The sequence below is a fragment of the Herbaspirillum lusitanum P6-12 genome (assembly GCF_000256565.1).
Taxonomy (GTDB): Bacteria; Pseudomonadota; Gammaproteobacteria; order Burkholderiales; family Burkholderiaceae_D; genus Herbaspirillum; species Herbaspirillum lusitanum.
The window spans coordinates 1-19,126 of the sequence record NZ_AJHH01000812.1 but is presented as its reverse complement, the minus strand read 5'-3'; the positions used below and the strand labels follow the sequence as shown (position 1 = coordinate 19,126).

General features: G+C 60.7%; 15 protein-coding genes. 6 read left to right on the top strand and 9 right to left on the bottom strand.

Annotated features, from left to right (window positions below; genetic code table 11):
* A partial coding sequence (locus HLUSI_RS30815) for a tetratricopeptide repeat protein (protein WP_016836715.1) occupies positions 1-1,778 on the bottom strand: 1,778 nt, incomplete at its 3' end.
* Between the two features lie 215 nt (positions 1,779-1,993).
* Here HLUSI_RS30815 and HLUSI_RS0126025 point away from each other — a divergent pair.
* Both HLUSI_RS0126025 and HLUSI_RS0126020 read left to right on the top strand, forming a co-directional pair.
* Entirely contained in the window at positions 1,994-2,677 is a 684-nt protein-coding gene (locus HLUSI_RS0126025; protein WP_016836714.1) for a fumarylacetoacetate hydrolase family protein, read from the top strand.
* Positions 2,678-3,023: 346 nt separating this feature from the next.
* Positions 3,024-4,397: a DEAD/DEAH box helicase gene (locus tag HLUSI_RS0126020; protein WP_016836713.1), complete on the top strand. Its 1,374-nt coding sequence runs from the start codon at positions 3,024-3,026 to the stop codon at positions 4,395-4,397.
* Here the strand turns inward: HLUSI_RS0126020 and gluQRS are convergent, their stop codons facing one another.
* On the bottom strand, positions 4,398-5,291 hold the full coding sequence (gene gluQRS, locus HLUSI_RS0126015) for a tRNA glutamyl-Q(34) synthetase GluQRS (protein ID WP_029364051.1): 894 nt from the start codon (positions 5,289-5,291) through the stop codon (positions 4,398-4,400).
* Positions 5,284-6,216 carry a LysR family transcriptional regulator gene (locus HLUSI_RS0126010; protein ID WP_016836711.1) on the bottom strand — a complete coding sequence of 311 codons (933 nt, stop codon included), beginning with the start codon at positions 6,214-6,216 and terminating at the stop codon, positions 5,284-5,286. Before HLUSI_RS0126010 ends, gluQRS begins: the two co-directional genes overlap by 8 nt.
* 197 nt (positions 6,217-6,413) lie before the next feature.
* Here HLUSI_RS0126010 and HLUSI_RS0126005 point away from each other — a divergent pair, with 197 nt between their 5' ends.
* Positions 6,414-6,989 carry a flavodoxin family protein gene (locus HLUSI_RS0126005; RefSeq protein WP_016836710.1) on the top strand — a complete coding sequence of 192 codons (576 nt, stop codon included), beginning with the start codon at positions 6,414-6,416 and terminating at the stop codon, positions 6,987-6,989.
* A 76-nt stretch (positions 6,990-7,065) separates the two neighbouring features.
* Here the strand turns inward: HLUSI_RS0126005 and HLUSI_RS0126000 are convergent, their stop codons facing one another.
* Positions 7,066-8,004 carry a sulfurtransferase gene (locus HLUSI_RS0126000; protein WP_050977781.1) on the bottom strand — a complete coding sequence of 313 codons (939 nt, stop codon included), beginning with the start codon at positions 8,002-8,004 and terminating at the stop codon, positions 7,066-7,068.
* A gap of 216 nt (positions 8,005-8,220) precedes the next feature.
* Here HLUSI_RS0126000 and dnaE point away from each other — a divergent pair, with 216 nt between their 5' ends.
* Together dnaE and HLUSI_RS0125990 are read left to right on the top strand one after the other, a co-directional pair.
* Complete coding sequence (gene dnaE, locus HLUSI_RS0125995; protein ID WP_016836708.1) at positions 8,221-11,679, top strand: DNA polymerase III subunit alpha; 3,459 nt, start codon at positions 8,221-8,223, stop codon at positions 11,677-11,679.
* 129 nt (positions 11,680-11,808) lie between these two features.
* A complete protein-coding gene (locus tag HLUSI_RS0125990; RefSeq protein WP_016836707.1) occupies positions 11,809-12,951 on the top strand; it encodes an O-antigen ligase family protein in 1,143 nt (380 codons plus the stop codon).
* Positions 12,952-13,011: 60 nt separating this feature from the next.
* On the opposite strand, the gene HLUSI_RS0125985 is transcribed toward HLUSI_RS0125990, so the two are convergent.
* The 5 genes from HLUSI_RS0125985 to HLUSI_RS33225 all read right to left on the bottom strand — a co-directional run bounded on the left by HLUSI_RS0125985 (position 13,012) and on the right by HLUSI_RS33225 (position 18,387).
* A complete protein-coding gene (locus HLUSI_RS0125985) occupies positions 13,012-14,007 on the bottom strand; it encodes a glycosyltransferase family 8 protein (RefSeq protein WP_029364048.1) in 996 nt (331 codons plus the stop codon).
* Between the two features lie 73 nt (positions 14,008-14,080).
* A complete protein-coding gene (locus HLUSI_RS0125980) occupies positions 14,081-15,067 on the bottom strand; it encodes a glycosyltransferase family 8 protein (RefSeq protein ID WP_029364047.1) in 987 nt (328 codons plus the stop codon).
* A complete protein-coding gene (locus HLUSI_RS0125975) occupies positions 15,064-16,176 on the bottom strand; it encodes a glycosyltransferase family 9 protein (RefSeq protein WP_016836704.1) in 1,113 nt (370 codons plus the stop codon). The genes HLUSI_RS0125980 and HLUSI_RS0125975 overlap by 4 nt, the downstream gene beginning before the upstream one ends.
* A gap of 29 nt (positions 16,177-16,205) precedes the next feature.
* The gene (gene msbA, locus HLUSI_RS0125970) at positions 16,206-17,924 is read right to left on the bottom strand and encodes a lipid A export permease/ATP-binding protein MsbA (RefSeq protein ID WP_016836703.1); all 1,719 of its coding nucleotides are present in this window, start codon (positions 17,922-17,924) and stop codon (positions 16,206-16,208) included.
* Positions 17,925-18,231: 307 nt separating this feature from the next.
* Positions 18,232-18,387, bottom strand: a complete 156-nt coding sequence (locus HLUSI_RS33225; RefSeq protein WP_016836702.1) for a hypothetical protein — start codon at positions 18,385-18,387, stop codon at positions 18,232-18,234.
* A gap of 135 nt (positions 18,388-18,522) precedes the next feature.
* Between HLUSI_RS33225 and HLUSI_RS0125960 the strand changes: the two genes are divergently transcribed.
* Positions 18,523-19,126 (top strand): ABC transporter substrate-binding protein (locus HLUSI_RS0125960; RefSeq protein WP_157138035.1); only part of this gene is annotated, 604 nt, incomplete at its 3' end.

The window sequence follows — 19,126 nt, the reverse complement described above, 5'->3', positions numbered from 1 at the left end:
ACAACTGCGCTAACGACGGTGCTCCAGTCGCCGGCCTTGCTCTGGCGGAAAATCCGCATGCTCGGATACCACGGCGAGTCGCTGCGTTCGAGCAGCCAGCGCCAGTCGGGGTTGTAGCGGTTGAGCAGCCATACCGGTTTGCCGAGTGCGCCGGCGAGGTGGGCGACGGCGGTGTCGACCGAGATCACCAGGTCGAGGTTGTCGATCAGCGCGGCGGTATCGGAGAAATCGCGCAAGTCGCGTGAGTAATCGGCAACGCGCTTGCCGTCGCCATACATGGGCAATCGCAGGACTGCATTGTCGACGACCTGCAGCGAGGAATAATCGACGGCATCGTTTTGCAGCAGCGGCGACAAAGTCGCGAATGGCATCGAACGTACGGCGTCGAGGCGCTTGCTCGCCGGACTGTTGGCGCGCGGATTGCTGCCGGACCAGACCAGGCCGATGCGCGGCTTGCGTTTGTCTCCCAGCCGTACGCGCCAGCTTTCTGATTTGAGCGGATCGACGGCTAGATATGTCTGGTTAGGGATATCGGACAGGGTGAATGTTTCGCAGGCGAGCGGCAGGCTCATCAGCGGGCAATGCAGGTCGAACGGCGGCGATTGTTCGCCGGTCGCCAGCAGGATGGCAACGCCCTTGAGCTTTGCCAGCAGCAGTTTCAAGGCCGGTTGCACCTGCAGGATCACGCGTGCGCCGCGTTCTGCCAGCAGCGGGACGTAGCGCACGAATTGCAGCGTGTCGCCGAAGCCTTGTTCGGAATGCAGCAGGATGGTTTTGCCCAGCAGCGATTCCTGGCCGAGCCACAGCGGCTGGGTGAAATAGCGTTGGGTCTTGCGCATCTGTTCGGTTTGCCAGCGCTGTTCATACTGGCGCCAGCCGGCTTCGAGATTGCCCAGCTTCAGGTTGGCCAAGGCGGTGTTCCAACACGCCGACTGGAAGTTCGGATCGTTCTGCGGCACCCGCTTGTAAGCCTCGATGGCTTCGTCGTAACGCTGCAGTTCTTCCAGCGTCGCGGCGCGGTTGTACAGTGCTTCGGAGAAATCAGGCAACAGGCGCAGGGCGTGGTCGTAATCGGCCAGCGCTTCTTCCAGCCTGTTTTGTCCGACCAGCAGGAAGGCGCGGTTGGCGATCGCTTCGGCGAAATCCGGTTCGATTGTCAGCACCTTGTCGTAAGTCGCCATGGCTTCGTCGAGGCGGCCGAATTCCTTGAGCGTGTTGGCCAAATTGAACAGCGCTTCCGGATATTCGGGTGCCGTTTCGACCGCTTTTTCGTAGCAGGTCAGCGCTTCGCGCAGGCGGCCCAGGTCGTTGAGCGAATTGCCCTGCTTGAGCCAGGCCTGCGCATGGTCGGGTTTGACGGCCAGCACGCGCTTGTAGCAATCCAGCGCTTCCATGTGGCGCTTCATGGCGCGCAGCACGTTGCCGCGCCGGTAGAGCGCCTCGGTGAAATCGGATTTCAGCGCCAGCACCAGATCGTAGCCACGCAGTGCCTCGGTGTAGCGCTCCGTGTCTTCGAGGATGGTGGCGCGGTCGAACAGGGCGTCGATATGGGTCGGATTGATCTTCAGCGCGGCGTCGATCAGGTCCAGCGCTTCCTTGAAATTCTTGCGATGCAGTTCGAGCATGCCGAGCAGGTACAGTGCCTGGAAATGCCGGGGGAATTTGGAAAGTACCTTGGTATACAGCGCTTCGGCCTTGTCGAGCTCGCCGCTCTGATGCAGTGCGACTGCTTGTTGGATCTGGACTGCTGCTGCAGCGGGATTTTGGTTAGGGCGCATAGTGAGGTCGGTTGCTGAATTCGGTTGCTGGATCGCATGACAATGCGTCAAACGAGGCGTCAAGTCTGCCGATGCTACACAAAAAATCCTCTGTCATGTCGGAATTCGCCGCAGGCCGCCTGCACGGGCCGGCGTTTTCTTTTACACTCGCAGAGCCTCTGCGGTCCCCCGCATCCCCGTTTCATCAGAAATCTGCATACTCACGGAGCTCCAGCATGTCTTACGCCATTCCCGTTCCCGCCGTCACCACCGTACCTGTCGTGGGCGGCGATCCTTTCCCGGTGCGTCGCATTTACTGCGTCGGCCGCAACTATGCCGCGCATGCGCGTGAAATGGGCCACGATCCGAATCGTGAAGCGCCGTTTTTCTTCATGAAGCCGACCGACACCATCGTGCCGACCGACAGCGCCGTACCGTATCCGAGCAAAACCAACGACTACCAGCACGAGATCGAACTGGTCGTCGCGCTGGGTAAGGGCGGCCGCGACGTGCCGGCTGACCAGGCGCTGGATCTGGTGTTCGGCTACGCCGTCGGGCTCGACATGACGCGCCGCGACCTGCAGGGCGAAGCCAAGAAACTGGCGCGCCCCTGGGATATGGGCAAGGGCTTCGATCACTCCGCGCCGTGCGCACCGCTGCTGCCGGTGTCCAGGATCGGCCATCCCGAACAGGGGGCAATCTGGCTCAAGGTCAACGGCGAAGTGCGCCAGCAGGGCGATTTGTCCGACCTGATCTGGAACGTGGCGGAGACCATTTCCTACCTGTCCGGACTGGTTGAGCTGTTCCCGGGCGACCTGATCTATACCGGCACGCCGGAAGGCGTCGGCGCCGTGGTCAAGGGCGACAAGTTGCACGGCCACGTTGACGGGCTGGTCGACCTGAACATCACGATCGCCTGATTTTCCCCTATGGAGGCCGCGCCGTTTGCCGGAGCGGCCTCGGCTTCGTGTTGCCATGTTGATATCGGCGATGCAAAGCGACATGAAACTGTCATGAAGCCAAATTGCCGGGGGCGTATAATAGAGGTTTGCCGGAGGATTTCCTGTCGGCAATTTCTTGACGCGAGCCTCCTGTCCTTCCTGCGTGATTTTGCATGAGTGGCATCGCGCGATATGTCAAACATCCGTTTTTACTGAAAGTTACAGAGCCTCTTGGCGAATGTGTCGGCCGCAATCTTCTGTGCAGAATATTGTGTCGCATTGCATTTGATTCCACGCAGGGTTCGCCTGAGGACACTCTCCAAACATGCCTGAGCAATTGCCCGAAACCGCAACACCAGAAACGCCTGCCGTCCGCTTCGAGGACTTTGGCCTCTCTCCCGATATCCTGAAGGCGCTCACGGCGCAGGGCTACATCCATCCGACGCCGATCCAGGAGCAGGCGATTCCGATCGTGTTGCAAGGCCGCGATGTCATGGGCGCTGCGCAAACCGGCACCGGCAAGACGGCCGGCTTCTCGCTGCCGATCATCCAGTTGTTGCTGGCCCACGCCAGCACCAGCATGTCGCCGGCGCGCCATCCGGTGCGCGCGCTGATCCTGACGCCGACCCGCGAACTGGCCGACCAGGTCGCCGACAACGTCAAAGCCTATTCCCGTTTCACGCCGCTGCGTTCCACCGTGGTCTTCGGCGGTGTTGACATGGCGCCGCAAACCGCGACCCTGCGCGCCGGCGTCGAAATCGTCATCGCCACGCCGGGCCGCCTGCTCGACCACGTCCAGCAAAAGACCGTGAACCTGTCGCAAACGCAGATCCTGGTCATGGACGAAGCCGACCGCATGCTCGACATGGGCTTCCTGCCGGACCTGCAGCGCATCATCAACCTGCTGCCGAAGCAACGCCAGAACCTGATGTTTTCGGCGACCTTCTCGCCGGAAATCAAGAAGCTGGCCGCCAGCTTCCAGAACAATCCGGTCACCATCGAAGTGGCGCGCAGCAATGCCACGGCCGAAAACGTGACCCAGACCATCTACAAGGTCGAGGAAGCGGCCAAGGCCGATGCGGTCAGCTTCATCATCCGCCAGCGCGAACTGAAGCAGGTGATCGTCTTCTCCAATACCAAGATCGGCGCTTCCCGCCTGGCGCGCACCCTGGTGGCCGAAGGTGTGAAGGCCTCGGCCATTCACGGTGACAAGACCCAGTCCGAGCGCATGGCCGCGCTGGAAGCCTTCAAGCAGGGCCAGATCGAAGTGCTGGTGGCCACCGACGTGGCCGCGCGCGGGCTGGACATCGCCGAGCTGCCCTGTGTGATCAACTACGATCTGCCCTATAACGCCGAAGACTATGTCCACCGTATCGGCCGCACCGGCCGTGCGGGCGCGTCGGGCGATGCGATTTCCTTGTTCTCGGACAAGGATGAGCGCTTGCTGGTCGACATCGAAAAGCTGATCAAGATCAAGTTCGTGCGTTCGGAACTGACGGGCTTCGTGCCGCGTCAGCGCAGCGGCGGTGGCGGCGCGCGTCGCGAAAAGCTTGATCCGTGGTTCCTGAAGCCTTACGAACCGACTGTTGCCCCGGCGCCGGTTGATGCTTCCGTCAACGCGGCAGGCGCAACCAAGTCGGCAAGCAAGCCATCCAAGCACAAGGTGGCGGCACTGTTGGGCGGCATGCCCAAGCGCTGATCAGGACCTCAGCGTAGTCAAGCGACGCTGCCATGCAGGCAGCGCCTGCTCCCAGAATGCGGCGACTTCGGTCGCCGTAGTCATGTCCAGGCCCAGGAATGTCGCCGCCCGTTGCAACTCTTCCAATGGCCGCGCAAGGTCGAGCGCCTGCGCACCGTTCTGCTTCGACAGTTTCTCGCCGTCATTGTGCAGCACCAGCGGCACATGCAGATACGCCGGCGTCGGATAGCCGAGCAAACGCTGCAGGTAAATCTGGCGTGCGGTTGAACCGAGCAGATCGGCGCCGCGCACCACATGCGTCACACCCTGTTCGGCGTCGTCCACCACCACCGCCAATTGATACGCCCAAAAACCGTCGGCGCGTTTCAGTACGAAATCACCCGCTTGCGTCGCCAGGTGCTGGCGTTGCCGGCCCAGCCAGCGATCCATGAAGCTGATCTCTTCGTTTTCTTCACCCGTATCCGGCACGCGCAAACGCACTGTGCGCGCCTGCTTGCCGGGCGCCAGTCCATGGCGGCAGGTGCCGGGATAAATGGCGGCGCCGTCGGCCCCGGTGCCGAGGCTGGAATCGGCGATTTCCTTGCGCGTGCAGCCGCAGGGATAGACGTGTCCGGACAGACGCGTGCAAGCGTCGAGGTAGCGTTGCTTGCGTTCGCTTTGCACCAGCACCGGACCATCCCAGCGCATGCCCAGCGTATGCAGCGCGGTTTCGATTTCGTGCGCGGCGCCGTCCACGGTGCGCGTCTCGTCGATGTCTTCGATGCGCAGCAGCCAGCGCCCGCCGTGTACCCGCGCATCAAGATAGCTGGCCATGGCGGCGGCCAGCGAGCCGGCATGCAAGGGGCCGGAAGGGGATGGCGCAAAGCGGCCGACGTAGTGTTCGATATTATTCATGAGGAGGAGCGCCGCTCAGCAGCGCACGCTGGACTTCGGGTAGCGACAGGTGCTGCAAAAACCATTTCAGCGATTTTCCCTGCTCCGCCTTGGGCCAGGCGATCAGGAAGTTTTCATGCGGTTTGCTCATCTGGGTTTGTTTTTCGATCAGCGCGCCGCTGGCCAGGTAAGGCGCAGCCCAGTAGCGCGGCAAATGGCCGCAGCCGAGTCCGGCCAGTTGCGCCTGCAGTTTGGCCGCGACCGTCGGTACGGTCAGCGTTTCCTGGCCGGCCAGCAGACCCATGGTCAGGCCGGGATGATTGCGGCTGCTGTCGCCGACGGCGACTGCGCGATGCCGGCGCACCAGCTCCGGCGACAACGGTTCTGGCGCATCTGCCAGGGGATGGTCCGGCGCCACAGCAAATATCCAGTCGATCGTGCCCAACTGGCGCGTCTGGAAGCGGCCGCTGGTGCGCACGATCTCGGGACCGTCCAGCGTCGCGCCGATGACCAGGTCGGCGCGTCCGGCCAGCATGTCGTCCCAGGTGCCGGACAGCACGCCGGGCGTGAAGCGCAGGCGCGTGCCGCCGCCTTCGCGGTCGAAGGCGGCGATCAGCGGCAGCATGTTGGCGAACGGAATGATGCTGTTGAGCACGATGCGCAACTCGGTCTCGCGGCCGGTGGCGGTGCGTTTGACACGTTGCTCGAGATCGTCGGCGGCAGCCAGCAGATGGCGGCCCTCGGTCAGCAATTCGCGCCCGGCCGGGGTCAGCTTGGCGCGGTGGCCGCGGCGGTCGAACAGCAGCACGTCGAGATCATCCTCAAGCTTGCGCACGCTGTAGGTCAGCGCCGACGGCACCCGGTCCAGCACCACCGCAGCGGCGGCAAAGCTGCCTTTGCGGTCGATCATGTCGAGAATTTGCAGGGATTCCAGCGTCAGGTTCATGCACTTGTTTAAATTTTTTGAATGAGATGTCTAAAACGCAGTGCTTATCCTGCGGCAGGCCATTGGATATAGTGTAAATCAGCACCAAAAAATTTGTATGAACGCTGCACAACGCATGGCAAGAGGTTATCCTCCGCAGTGCCGCATCGTTCGCCTGTTTTCCCATCGGTTTATACTCACACAACAAGGAAATCAACATGAGCAAAGTCGCCATTGTTTACCACTCCGGCTACGGCCACACCAAGAAACAGGCCGAAGCCGTCCAGGCGGGAGCAGCATCGGCTGCCGGCGCCACCGTCGACCTGATCGCCATCAACGCAGAGGGCAACATCACCGACGCTGACTGGGCTACGCTGGACGCCGCCGACGCCATCATCTTCGGTTCGCCGACCTACATGGGTTCGGTGTCCTGGCAATTCAAGAAATTCGCCGACGCCACCTCCAAGCCGTGGTTCACGCAAAAATGGAAAGACAAGATCGGCGCCGGTTTCACCAATTCAGCGACGATGAACGGCGACAAGCTGTCGACCCTGCACTATCTGTTCACGCTGGGCATGCAGCAGAGCATGATCTGGGTCGGCACCGGCCTGATGCCGTCCAACTCCAAGGCGGCGCAACGCAATGACATCAACTTCGTCGGTTCTTTCTCCGGCCTGATGGCGCAAAGCCCGTCGGATTCGTCGCCGGATGAAGGCCCGCTGCCGGGCGACCTGGAAACTGCCAAGCTGTTCGGCAAACGCGTTGCCGAAACGACGGCGCAGTTCAAGAAGTAAACCGTTTCAGGTTGTACGCTCCCATGCAAAAAGCCCACCGCGAGGTGGGCTTTTTGTTGGCCGGAACCGGATGAGGTCAGACGCTGGCGATCGTCGTTGCATCGGTAGCCGTAGTAGCCGCCGCAACTGTTTCCTTTTCCGGCGCGCAATGCGGGCATGACTTGCCGGGCACATAGGCGGGCGACAATTGTTCGCGCGGCGTCACCACGGCGCGGCAGGCGAAGCATTGCGCGGTCTGGGTTTCCTGCAGTTGCGGATTGAGCGCGGTGCGATAGTCGAACACGAAGCAATCGCCCTGATAATGTGCGCCGCCGACTTCTTCAAAGTATTTGAGGATGCCGCCCTCAAGCTGGTAGACGCTGTCGTAGCCGATGTTCTGCATGTGGATCGCGGCCTTTTCGCAGCGGATGCCGCCGGTGCAAAAGGTGACCACGGTCTTGTCGTTGAGCTCGTCCTTGTGGTCGGCGATGACTTGCGGAAACTCGGTGAACTTGTTGATACGATAATCAATGGTGTTCTCGAAGGTGCCGACATCGACTTCAAAGGCGTTGCGCGTGTCGACCATGACCACCGGCTTGCCGTTGTCGTCGTGGCCCTGGTCCAGCCAGCGCTTGAGCGTCACGGCGTCGACGAAGGGTGCGCGGCCTTCTTCCGGCTTGATCAGCGGATGCTTCATCGTGATGATCTCGGCCTTGAGCTTGACCAGCATGCGGTTGAACGGCTGGTGCTCGGAATAGCTTTCCTTGACCTGGATGTCGGCGAAGCGTTCATCGGCGCGCAGCCACGCCAGGAAGGCGTCGATGTCGGCGCGCGTGCCGGCCAGGAACAGGTTGATGCCTTCCGGGCTCAGGATGATGGTGCCGCGCAAATTGTGTTTTTGACAAAACGCCAGAAACACCGGACGTTGTTCCACCGTGTCGCTGAAGGTGATGAACTTGTACGCGGCGATGTTGACGTACGAATTCTCGGATTCTTGCGGTTGTCGGGTTTGCTGCGCTTGGCGGGTTTGTTGCATTTCTTGCATGATGGTATTGCCTAAGTCTTTGAATTAACAGCATTATAAACGCCTCGCGCCGGTTCTGCGATGGCCGCCGGGCGCAATCTGCGCGCGCCATGATGCAGATCAAACAAGCCGGCGGCGAATTCACGGCGGATGAAGGGCGTCGGCAAGTCCCCTCAACACGCAAATTCGGGACGGACCCCATGTCACGGCACGGTAAAATAGCGGGCTATGACTACACCGCAATTCGTACATCTCCGGCTCCATTCCGAGTACTCCATCGTCGACGGCCTGGTCCGCATCGACGACGTCGTCAAAGCAGCCGCCAAAGACGGCCAGGCCGCACTGGCGATCACCGACCTGGCCAACCTGTTCGGCATGGTCAAGTTCTACAAGGGCGCGCGCGGCAAGGGCGTCAAGCCGATCGCCGGCTGCGACGTCTGGATCAGCAACGATGACGACCGCGATAAACCCACACGCCTGCTGTTGCTGGTCAAGGATCACCACGGTTACCTGCAACTGTGCGACCTGCTCAGCAGGGCCTGGCTCACCAACCTGCATCGCGGTCGCGCTGAACTGCGTCCGGAATGGCTGGAACAATTGCGTCACGATGAAGGAGGCAACGGCCTGATTGCGTTGTCGGGCGCGCATTTCGGCGACGTCGGCATCGCCATCGAAAACGGCAACGTGGCGGCAGCCGAGCGCGCCGCCCAGCGCTGGAGCGAGGTTTTCCCGGGGGCGTTCTACGTGGAAATCCAGCGCGCCAACCAGCCCAACATGGAAGTTCAGGTACGTCAGTCGGTCGCCTTGGCGGCGCGCCTCGCTTTACCGGTGGTGGCCACGCATCCGATCCAGTTCCTGTCGCAGGACGAATTCGTCGCCCACGAAGCGCGCACCTGCATCGCCGAAGGCGAGATCCTGGCCAATGCGCGCCGCGTGCGCCGCTTCAACGAGCAGCAGAATTTCAAGACCCAGGCCGAGATGGCGGCGTTGTTCGCCGACTTGCCGGGCGCAGTGCAGAACACGATTGAAATCGCCAAGCGCTGCAACCTGATGCTGACGCTGGGCAAGCCGCAGCTGCCGAATTTCCCGACGCCGGACGGCATGACCATCGACGACTTCCTGGTGGCCGAAACCAAGATCGGCCTGGAAGCGCGCCTCAAGCATCTGTATCCCGATGAGGCTCGTCGCGAGAAGGAACGTCCCCGTTACGAGGCGCGCCTGAAGTTCGAGAACGACACCATCATCAAGATGAAATTCCCGGGCTACTTCCTGATCGTGGCCGACTTCATCCAGTGGGCCAAGAACAATGGCGTGCCGGTCGGTCCCGGCCGGGGTTCAGGCGCCGGTTCGCTGGTGGCGTATGCGTTGTCGATCACGGATCTGGATCCGCTTGAATACAACCTGCTGTTCGAACGTTTCCTCAATCCTGAACGGGTATCGATGCCCGACTTCGACATCGACTTTTGCCAGGAAGGGCGCGACCGCGTCATCCAGTACGTGAAGGATCGCTACGGCAAGGAGGCGGTCTCGCAGATCGCCACCTTCGGCACCATGGCGGCCAAGGGGGCGGTACGCGACGTCGGCCGCGTGCTCGATCTCGGCTACAACTTTTGCGACGGCATTTCCAAACTGATCCCGTTCAAGCCGGGCAAGCTGGTCACGCTGGCCGACGCCATCGAGGAAGAGCCGCTGCTGAAAGAGCGCCTCGAGAACGAAGAAGAAGTAAAGCAGCTGATGGGTCTGGCCCAGCAGGTCGAAGGCATCGCACGCAACATCGGCATGCACGCCGGTGGCGTGCTGATCGCGCCCGGCAAGCTGACCGATTTTTGCCCGCTGTATACGCAGGGCGGCGACGCCGGCGTGGTATCGCAATACGACAAGGACGACGTTGAAGCCGTCGGCCTGGTGAAGTTCGACTTCCTGGGCCTGACCACGCTGACGATCCTCGATCGCGCGGTGCGCTACATCAAGCAGCTCGATCCGGCCATGGCCGATTTCGATCTGGCCCGGTTGCCGCTGACCGATCGCGCCTCGTACGACTTGCTGACCAAGGCCAAGACGGTTGCCGTGTTCCAGCTGGAAAGCCGCGGCATGCAAGGCATGCTGAAAGACGCGCGGCCCGACCGTTTCGAGGACATCATTGCGCTGGTGGCGCTGTACCGTCCGGGTCCGATGGACCTGATCCCCGATTTCTGCAAGCGCAAGCACGGCGAAAAGTTCGACTATCCCGACCCGCGCACCGAAGGCATTCTGTCGGAGACCTACGGCATCATGGTTTATCAGGAGCAGGTGATGCAGATGGCGCAGGTGGTCGGCGGCTACTCGCTGGGCGGCGCCGACTTGCTGCGCCGCGCGATGGGCAAGAAAAAAGCCGAAGAGATGGCCGAGCATCGCAACATCTTCCGCGAAGGCGCCGCCAAGGACGGCTTGTCGCAGGAGAAAGCCGATGAAATCTTCGACTTGATGGAAAAGTTCGCCGGCTACGGCTTCAACAAGTCGCACGCCGCCGCCTACGCGCTGCTGTCGTATCACACCGCTTATCTCAAGGCGCATCATCCCGCCGCGTTCATGGCCGCCAACTTGTCGCTCGCCATGGATGACACCGAAAAGATCAAGATCCTGGTCGAGGACTCGCTCGACGTCTGCGGCCTGAGCCTGCTGCCGCCCGACATCAACCTGTCCGACTACCGCTTCATCCCGGTCGGCGAACCGGGCAAGAAGGCCGTGCATATCCGCTACGGCCTGGGCGCCGTCAAGGGATCCGGCCAGAGCGCCATCGAAGCCATCATCGCGGCGCGCCAGGACGGGCCGTTCAAGGATTTGTTCGACTTCGCCAAACGCGTCGACAAGAAGCAGATCAACCGCCGCACGGTCGACTCGCTGATCCGCGCCGGCGCCTTCGACTGCTTCGGCGTCGACCGCGCAATTTTGCAAGCCACGGTCGGCCTGGCCTGGGAAAACGCCGAGCAGATGGAAGCCTCGGCCAACCAGGTCAGCCTGTTCGGCGGTGACGACAGCGATCTCGAGACGCCGCTGGAATACGTGCAGGTGCGCCCATGGAGCGACAAGCAGCGCCTTACCGAAGAAAAGACCGCGCTCGGTTTCTACCTGTCCGGCCATCTGTTCGATGCCTACGAAAAGGAGGTGCGCCAGTTCGTGCGCACCAAGATTTCCAGCCTCGAACCCTCGCGCGACCCGCGCTCGCTGGCCGGCATCATCACCGGCATTCGCGTCCAGATGACCCAGCGCGGCAAGCTTCTGATCGTCTCGCTCGATGACGGCAGCGGCACGGTCGACGTCACGGTCTACGGCGAACTGGCCGAACCGAACAAGGCCTTCTTCAAGGAAGACGAGTTGCTGATCGTGCAGGGCAAGGTGTCGGAAGACCGCTTCAACGGCGGCCTGCGCATCTCCGCGGAAAAAGTCATGGACATCGGCGCCGCGCGCATCCAGTACGGCCAGCGCGTGGTGGTGTCGCTCAACAAAAGCGTTGACCCGGTGCACCTGCGCGACACATTGTCATCCTACCGCCAACCGCAAGGCCTGCCGTTCGTGATGAAGTACGTGCAATCGGGCGTCGGCTGCGAAGTCATGCTGGGGGATGCATGGCGGGTGGTGCCGAGCGATGGCTTGCAGGTATCGTTGCGGGAGTCGTTCGGGCAGGAAGCGGTTGTGGTGGAGTATTGACTCCGCTATTTCGAGTAAAAAATCAGAAAACAGAAAGTATCTTCAATGAATAGGTATACCTCTCTTGCCGTCTTCCTTTATTCGGCGATTTCCCTGATTGTACCGAGCGGTTTTTCGGTGGGTGCGGGCATGTTGGTACTGGGTAGCCTCGTACTGCTGAAGAACCCGAATGTTGCCGTGAGTCGCGACGACAAGCTGATCATGGCGGTATTTTGTTTTTATTTCGTGGTGTCAGTGGCAATGAATTTGTTGCACGGCGAAATTGTCAAGGAATATGATTTACCGTTGCGGTTCCTGCTTGCGGTTCCTGCCTTGCTGTTGCTACGCGCCTATCCGCCTTCGCCAGCGCTGTTCTGGTCCGGCCTGATCATCGGCGGTATCCTGGCCGGCCTGTATACCGGCTGGCAGAATCTGTTCGTATATGCGGGTACGATGATCCGCTCCGGCGGGCATACCAATCCTATCCAGTACGGCAATATCAGTTCACTCGTCGGCATGCTTTGCCTGGCTGGCCTGGGATGGGCCATACAGCAGAAGAGTTCAGTCTATTGGGTGATCTTCTTGCTGTGCGGCTTCTTCATGGGCATGCTCGGTTCGTTGTTTACCGGCAGTCGTGGTAGTTGGGTCGGATTGCCGTTTTGCCTGTGGATACTGTACCGCGCCTATGGCGGAGAAGTCAGCAAGCGGTATGTACTGGGCGGTTTCACAGCCGTGGTCGTTGCCATTGCCGTGGCGTATGCGATCCCCCGTACTGCTGTCAAGGAACGCGCGCATCTGGCGGTGAGCGAGACATTGTCCTATCTGAAAACCCGCAATGCAGATTCGTCGCTGGGCACACGCATGGAAATGTGGCGCGTCGGGTTCATGGCAGCGACCGAGCGTCCCCTGCTTGGCTTCGGCAAGGCCGGTCTCGTCAAGTGGGAAAGCGCCGAAATTGCGGCTGGTCGCATTGATCCGCTGATGGAAGGCAACAACCATGTCTACAATGAATGGCTGGACGCCATCGCCAAACGCGGCTTGCCGGGCCTGATCGCGCTGCTGGTGCTGTATGCAATTCCCTTGCGGCTGTTCATGCAGCATGCCAAAACGGCGAGCCGGCGAGCAAAACCCTACGCGATCGGCGGCATGATGCTGGTCGTCAATTACATCTGCTTCGGTTTTTCGCAAGTATTCATGGCGCATAACACCGGCGTGATGACGCTGGCATTCTCGACGGTGATTCTATGGGGCTTGCTGCGCGGCGAAGAGGCGAAGGAAAACGCGCAGCGCTGAACGCGCGTTCTTGCTCCGGTGTGGCGCGGAAAAGGCTGCATCCTTCACGGGACGCAGCCTTTATTTTTTGAGTTTCTTGCGAATGACGGCGGCGATATGCGCCAGATACCAGCAGGCGCCCTGGAGGGGTTTGCCGCGGCTGAACAGCGAGCGCGAATGGATGCGCATTTCCTTGTAGTTCAGAGGGGCCTGGTCCAATGGTACATCGCTCCAGGCCGACAGCCGATGATACTTCATGAACAGCTCGCGGGCCTGATGGCCGCTCCAGTCGTTCCACGGTTTGATCAATCCGGCGAAGTGAATGAACACGGCGTCGCCCACTGAGTCCATGGCGAGTTTGCCGCGCTTCAGATCGACGATCATGCTGTAGATGTAATTCCACTTGATCGCAACATAACGAGCTTTGCCGTCGAGCACGATATTGAGTGCATCCTGATCATTGAAGGCGAGTTTTTCACTGTCGCGCAACAGCGTCTGGATTGCCTGTTCGCTGATCTTGTTTTCTTCCCACTTCGGGATGTTGATGTAGAGCACGCCGGCGTTGAAGTACTGCTTGTTCTTCAGGTTGAGTACGGAATAGCGGCCGTCGCGGCCGTCTTTGGTGGCCCAGCCGACGTCCGGCGCCACCAGTGCAATGGTATCGCTGATGTCGGTTGCGGCCAGCTCGTCAACGTTGCCCACGCATAGCATGTCGGCATCCAGATACAGCACCCGATCAGTGACGTCCTTGAGCATCGTCGGGATGATCAGGCGCGAGAAGGTCGACAGCGAATAATAGGACTTGGCGATCATCGCCGAGAATTCCTGGAATTGCGCACGCTCGATCACATGCGTGACAACGCGGACCTTGTCGTTCTGTTCCATTGTCTTCATGCGGCGCGCCTGATCGGCGGTGACCGAAAAGGCGAACACATGGAACGTGAAGCGGCGTACCGGATTGTTGGCGACGATCGACGCGATCATCGCACCCATGCTGCGGAAATAGTGATTGTCTACGCAAAAAGCGATGTGGAAGGAGTCGTCGTCGCGCGTCGTGTCTGTTGTTGATGTGAGCATGAAAAATTCGCCGGTCGGTCTCTGTCTGTCTTGATTGTCGGTCTGCAAGCTGTGCGATAGGGCGATGCCGCGACTACCTTGCCGCGCGCTTGCGCAGATACCGGATATACCACTTCAGGCTTTCCAGCGGCCGCCCCTGGCGGTACATGAAGCGCGAGTGCATGCGCATTTCCTTGGTATTGCGCGGCTCCTGATCGAGCGGCATGTCGGCCCATGGCGTCAGCGACAGGTACTTGCGGAACAAGTGACGGGCGTCATGGCCGCTCCAGTCGGTCCAGGGTTTGACGGCGCCGGCGAAGTGCACGAACACCGCCTTGCCGACCGGGCGCAGCGCGAACTTGTTGACGTTGAGGTCGTGGATCAGGTCGTACAGGTAATTCCAGCGCGGCGAGATGTAGCGCGCGCGGCCGTTGAGGACGATGTTGAGTGCGTCCTGGTCGTTGAAGCGCATGTCGGTCTTGCTGTCGAGCAGCGCATCCAGCGTTTGTTGGGTGATATCTTCGCTGATCCACTTGTCGATATTGATGAAGATCACGCCGCCGTTGAAGTATTCGTTGTGCTTCAGCTTGAGTGCCGCGACGCGGCGCTGCAGCGTGACCGGCGCGTCCGGCACGACCACGGCGATGTCGCCGCTGATGTCCATGTCGACCAGCTCATCGAGCTTGTTGACGCACAGGATATCGGCGTCAAGATACAACACGCGGTCGGTCTGACCCTTGAGCACGGTGGGGATCACCAGTCGCGTGAAGATCGACAACGAGTAGTGCGAGTGGCCGATGAAATGCGAAAACTGCGTGAACGAACCCAGGTCGAGCAGGTGCAGCTGGGTGCTGACCGGGTACATCTCTTCCAGTTTTTTCAGGCGGCGCTGATGCTCATCGGAAACCTCGAACGCCAGCACGTGGAACGTGAAATGCTGGCCCGGATTGTTGTCGATGATGGACGAGATGGTGCCGCCCATCGCACGGAAATAGTTGTTGTCGACGCAGAAGGCGATGTGGAAGGACGGCTTGCCGTTGCTGCCCACGGGTGCAGTTTGCTGACTCGCTGATTGATTCATTGGATGGCTTTCAATACTTGCTCAACGGTGACGGCCTTGACCCAGTCGCGGCGGTTGGGGGCGGTGATGACGGTGCTGTTGGCGCGATCGATCGGCACCCATTCCGGGTTTTTCTGACGCATCAGCGCGATCACGGGTACGTGCACGGCATTGGCCAGGTGCATCACCGCGGTTTCTACCGAAATGATCAGGTCGCAGCGTTCCAGGATGGCCGGCAGCTGAAAGAAGTTCTCCTCGGCGCTGAACAGTTCGGTGTGCTCCAGCTGGTAGCCGCTGATCACGGCGCGTGCGTGTTCCAGCTCCTGCGGCACCGCGTTGACGATGAAGCTGCTGTCGCGCCAGGCCTCCAGCTTCTTCATCGCGATGATCAGTTCGGCCACATGCTCCAGCGGCCAGCAGCGCTTTTTGGTCTTGGCGTAGGGATTGATGAACACCAGCTTGCCGGTGTTGCCATCCGCCGTTTTGAATCCCCAGGATGTCAATTTCTCCTGTGCATAGTCGCGCCACTGCTGCGGAATATCGACGAAGGGAAAGCGTTCGGCGGTCGCAACTTCCAAGCCGCTGAGCTGGTTGAACCAGTGCGCATAGACGTCGCTGATGTGTTGCGGATTCGCGCGGTCGACACTGTACGGCGGAATCGAAGCATTGAGCTTGCGGTAGGCCAGCTGGTGATGCGGCTGGTAAAACTTGACGCGTTTCTTCATGCCGATCACCAGCCCGTCCGGACTGATGCTGCGCGCCAGCCCGGCGTACAGGTGCGGCCGCAACGTCGCCAGCGATACCACGATGGGGTAGTGCTCGCGCTGTGCTTCTTCGATCGATTCCTGGTACAGCGCCGGGCTGTAGGTGCGGGTATAGATCTTGTCGAAGAACGGGCAAGCCGCGACCCAGTCGTAGAGCGAATATTTTTCCAGATGCTTCCATTGCGCAGGATCGCTGGTGCGGCGCACTTCATCGACCCAGAGATGGACTTTCAGGTGCGGGTTGGCGCGCGCGAAGGCCTGGAAGAAATTCTGCAGGTAAGTGAAATCGCCCAGCGCCAGGTGAGCGATGAACAGGATCTTGTCCGACTTTTTCAGCAGCGCTGGCGGGATCAGTGTCTGGGGCATGGTTGACGTTTGTTGTTGTCTAAGCGGAGTCAATCGGCTTGTTGGGAGAACTGCAGGCGGTAGAGATTGGCGTAGACGCTCTCGTTGGCCAGCAACTGCTGATGGTTGCCGACTTCGACGATCTGGCCGTGCGACAGCACCACGATGCGGTCGGCGCGTTCGATGGTCGACAGGCGGTGGGCGATGACGAAAGTGGTGCGGCCTTCCATCAGTTGATCCAGCGCGGCCTGGACGGCGCGTTCGGATTCGGTATCCAGCGCCGAGGTTGCTTCGTCCAGGATCAGGATGGGGGCATCCTTGTAGATCGCCCGCGCAATGGCCACGCGCTGGCGCTGGCCGCCCGACAGGCGCGAACCGTTGTCGCCGATGCGGGTTTCCAGTCCTTCCGGCATGCCTTCGACGACATCGGTCAGATGCGCCGCCACCACCGCTGCGCGTATGCGTTGCGGATCTGGCTGAGCGTCGCCGTAGGCAATGTTGGCGGCCAAGGTGTCGTCGAACAGCACGGTGTTCTGGCTGACCATGGCGATCTGGCTGCGCAGGCTGGTCAGCGAAATCGATTCGATCGGTTTGCCGTCCAGCAGGATCTGACCGCCGGTGGCGGAATAGAAGCCGGGGATCAGGCTCACCAGCGTCGATTTGCCGCCGCCGGACATGCCGACGAAGGCGATGGTTTCGCCCGGTTGCACGTTCAGGTTGATCTTCTGCAGCGCCAATTGGGTATGGCCGGGATAAGAGAACTCGACGTCGACGAGGTCGAGCTTGCCGGTGCTGCGCGCGCTCAGTGTTTCGCCGCCGGTGCGTTCGGTCGTCTTGTCGATCAGGTTGTAGACTTCTTCGGCGGCCGCCATGCCGCGTTGCAGGGGGCCGTTGATTTCCGCCAGTTGCTTGAGCGGCGCCAGCAGCATCAGCATCGCAGTGAGGAAGGAGACGAAGCCGCCGACAGTGATCTGGCCGTTGCCGGACTGGATCAGCGCCATCACGATCACGACTGCCACCGCGCAGGCGGTCATCAACTGCGTAATGGGGACCGTGGCCGAAAATGCCGTGGTCATGCGCATGGTGTAGCGGCGCAGGTTTTCGGCGCGATCGTGGAAGCGGCCTTTTTCGTATTCATGGCCGCCGAAGACCTTGATGACCTGCTGGGCGCGCGTGGTTTCTTCGATGACCTGGGTCAGCTCGGCGTTGACCGCGAGCGAATCGCGATTGAGCTTCTTGAGGCGCTTGCCGGTGGTGCGCACGACGATGCTCACCAGCGGCAGCAGCACCAGCGTGACGATGGTGAGCATCCAGTTGAGGTACAGCAGCCAGGCCAGCAGACCCAGCACGGTCAGCGCCGAGCGCACGATGGAGGTGAATACCTTGGTCACCATGTCGATGATCTGCTGCACTTCGAACATCATCGAATTGATCACTTTGCCGACCGTATTGGTGGCGTAAAAATTGATCGGCAGGTCGAGCATGCGCGCAAACATCTGGCGCCGCAATTCATTGAGGATGCGTGTCGACACCCAGGTCATCATGTAGGAGCTGGTGAACGTCGCGATGCCGCGGATGAAGAAGATGCCGATCACCGCCACCGGCACCAGCCACAGCGAGAAAGCCGGTTTGCCGACGAAGCCCTTGTCCAGCAGCACCTGGAAGATGTAAGGCACCACCGGTTCGGTGGCCGCCGTGACGATCATGGCCAGGAACGCGATGGCAAGGCGTTTCTTGTGGGGCCAGTGCAAGGCGGCGAGCCTCTTCATGTTATGCGACAAAAGCATGTTGTTCCTTACTGATTGCTGCTGATGAAAATACGATGGCGATCACGCCACAGCCAGCCGTTTGCAGGACTCACAGGACGACCGTCAAGAGGGGAGAAGTCATGCGCTCGTGGCTTGGTCGGCTGTTGTCTGGCTGGCCTGATTTCCTCCGCATGGGCCCGTTCAGACCGTAAATCGGGGAAACCGCACATTGTAATGCAACGGCAGGCCGAATTGACCGGCGCGGGCATGTAAAACGGGGGAAGGGAGGCGTTGCTTCCAAGGCAAGTATTTGCCTCGGGATGACGTTTCAGGCGGAGATGTGCCGATCTTGCCGCAACAGGCGTTCGGCTTCTCCGCCCCGTTCCAGTAGCGCCAGGTCGGCGCCCCGGCGCGCCACCAGTTGCACGCCCAGCGGCAAACCGGCGGAAACGCCGCAAGGAAGGTTCAGGCAAGGTGCGCCCAAGACGCTCCAGGGATGGTTGAACGCAAAAGAAAAATCAAATTGTTCATTGTATGAACAAAATATTTGCACTATAGTAAACACGAAACAACCCAGGCAAGACAAATAAAACAGGAGACGAGAGACATGGAGATGCAGATGCAAACGGCGGCCAGCCCAGGCTGGACGGCAGGATTGAAGCGTACCGGACTGGCAGCGCTGCTGGCGTGCGCCTTCGCCGGCGCACAGGCGGCGCCCGGTGTTTTTTCCGGCGATGTGGTGAAGATCGGCATTCTCAACGACCAGTCGGGTTTGTACGCCGACCTGGCCGGATTGGGTTCGGTCGAAGCGGCCAAAATGGCCATCGAGGAAATGGGCGGCGCGGTCGCCGGCAAGAAGATCGAGCTGGTGTCGGGCAACCATCAGAACAAGGCCGACGTCGGCGCGGTGATCGCGCGCGGCTGGTTCGACAAGGATGGCGTCGACATGATTGCCGACTTCTCGAATTCGTCGGTGGCGTTCGCGGTCCAGGGGCTGGCCGCCGAGCGCGGCAAGATCGCCATGATCGCGGCGGCGTCGTCGGACTTCACCGGCAAGTCGTGCACCGCGACCTCGGCGCAATGGGTCTACAACAGTTACACCAACGGCTACGGCCTGGCCAAGGTGCTGACCGAGCAAGGCTATAACAGCTGGTTCCTGCTGACGGTCGACTACGCGTTCGGCCACGCCTTCGCGAGCGACATGAAGGCGGCGATCAAGGCCG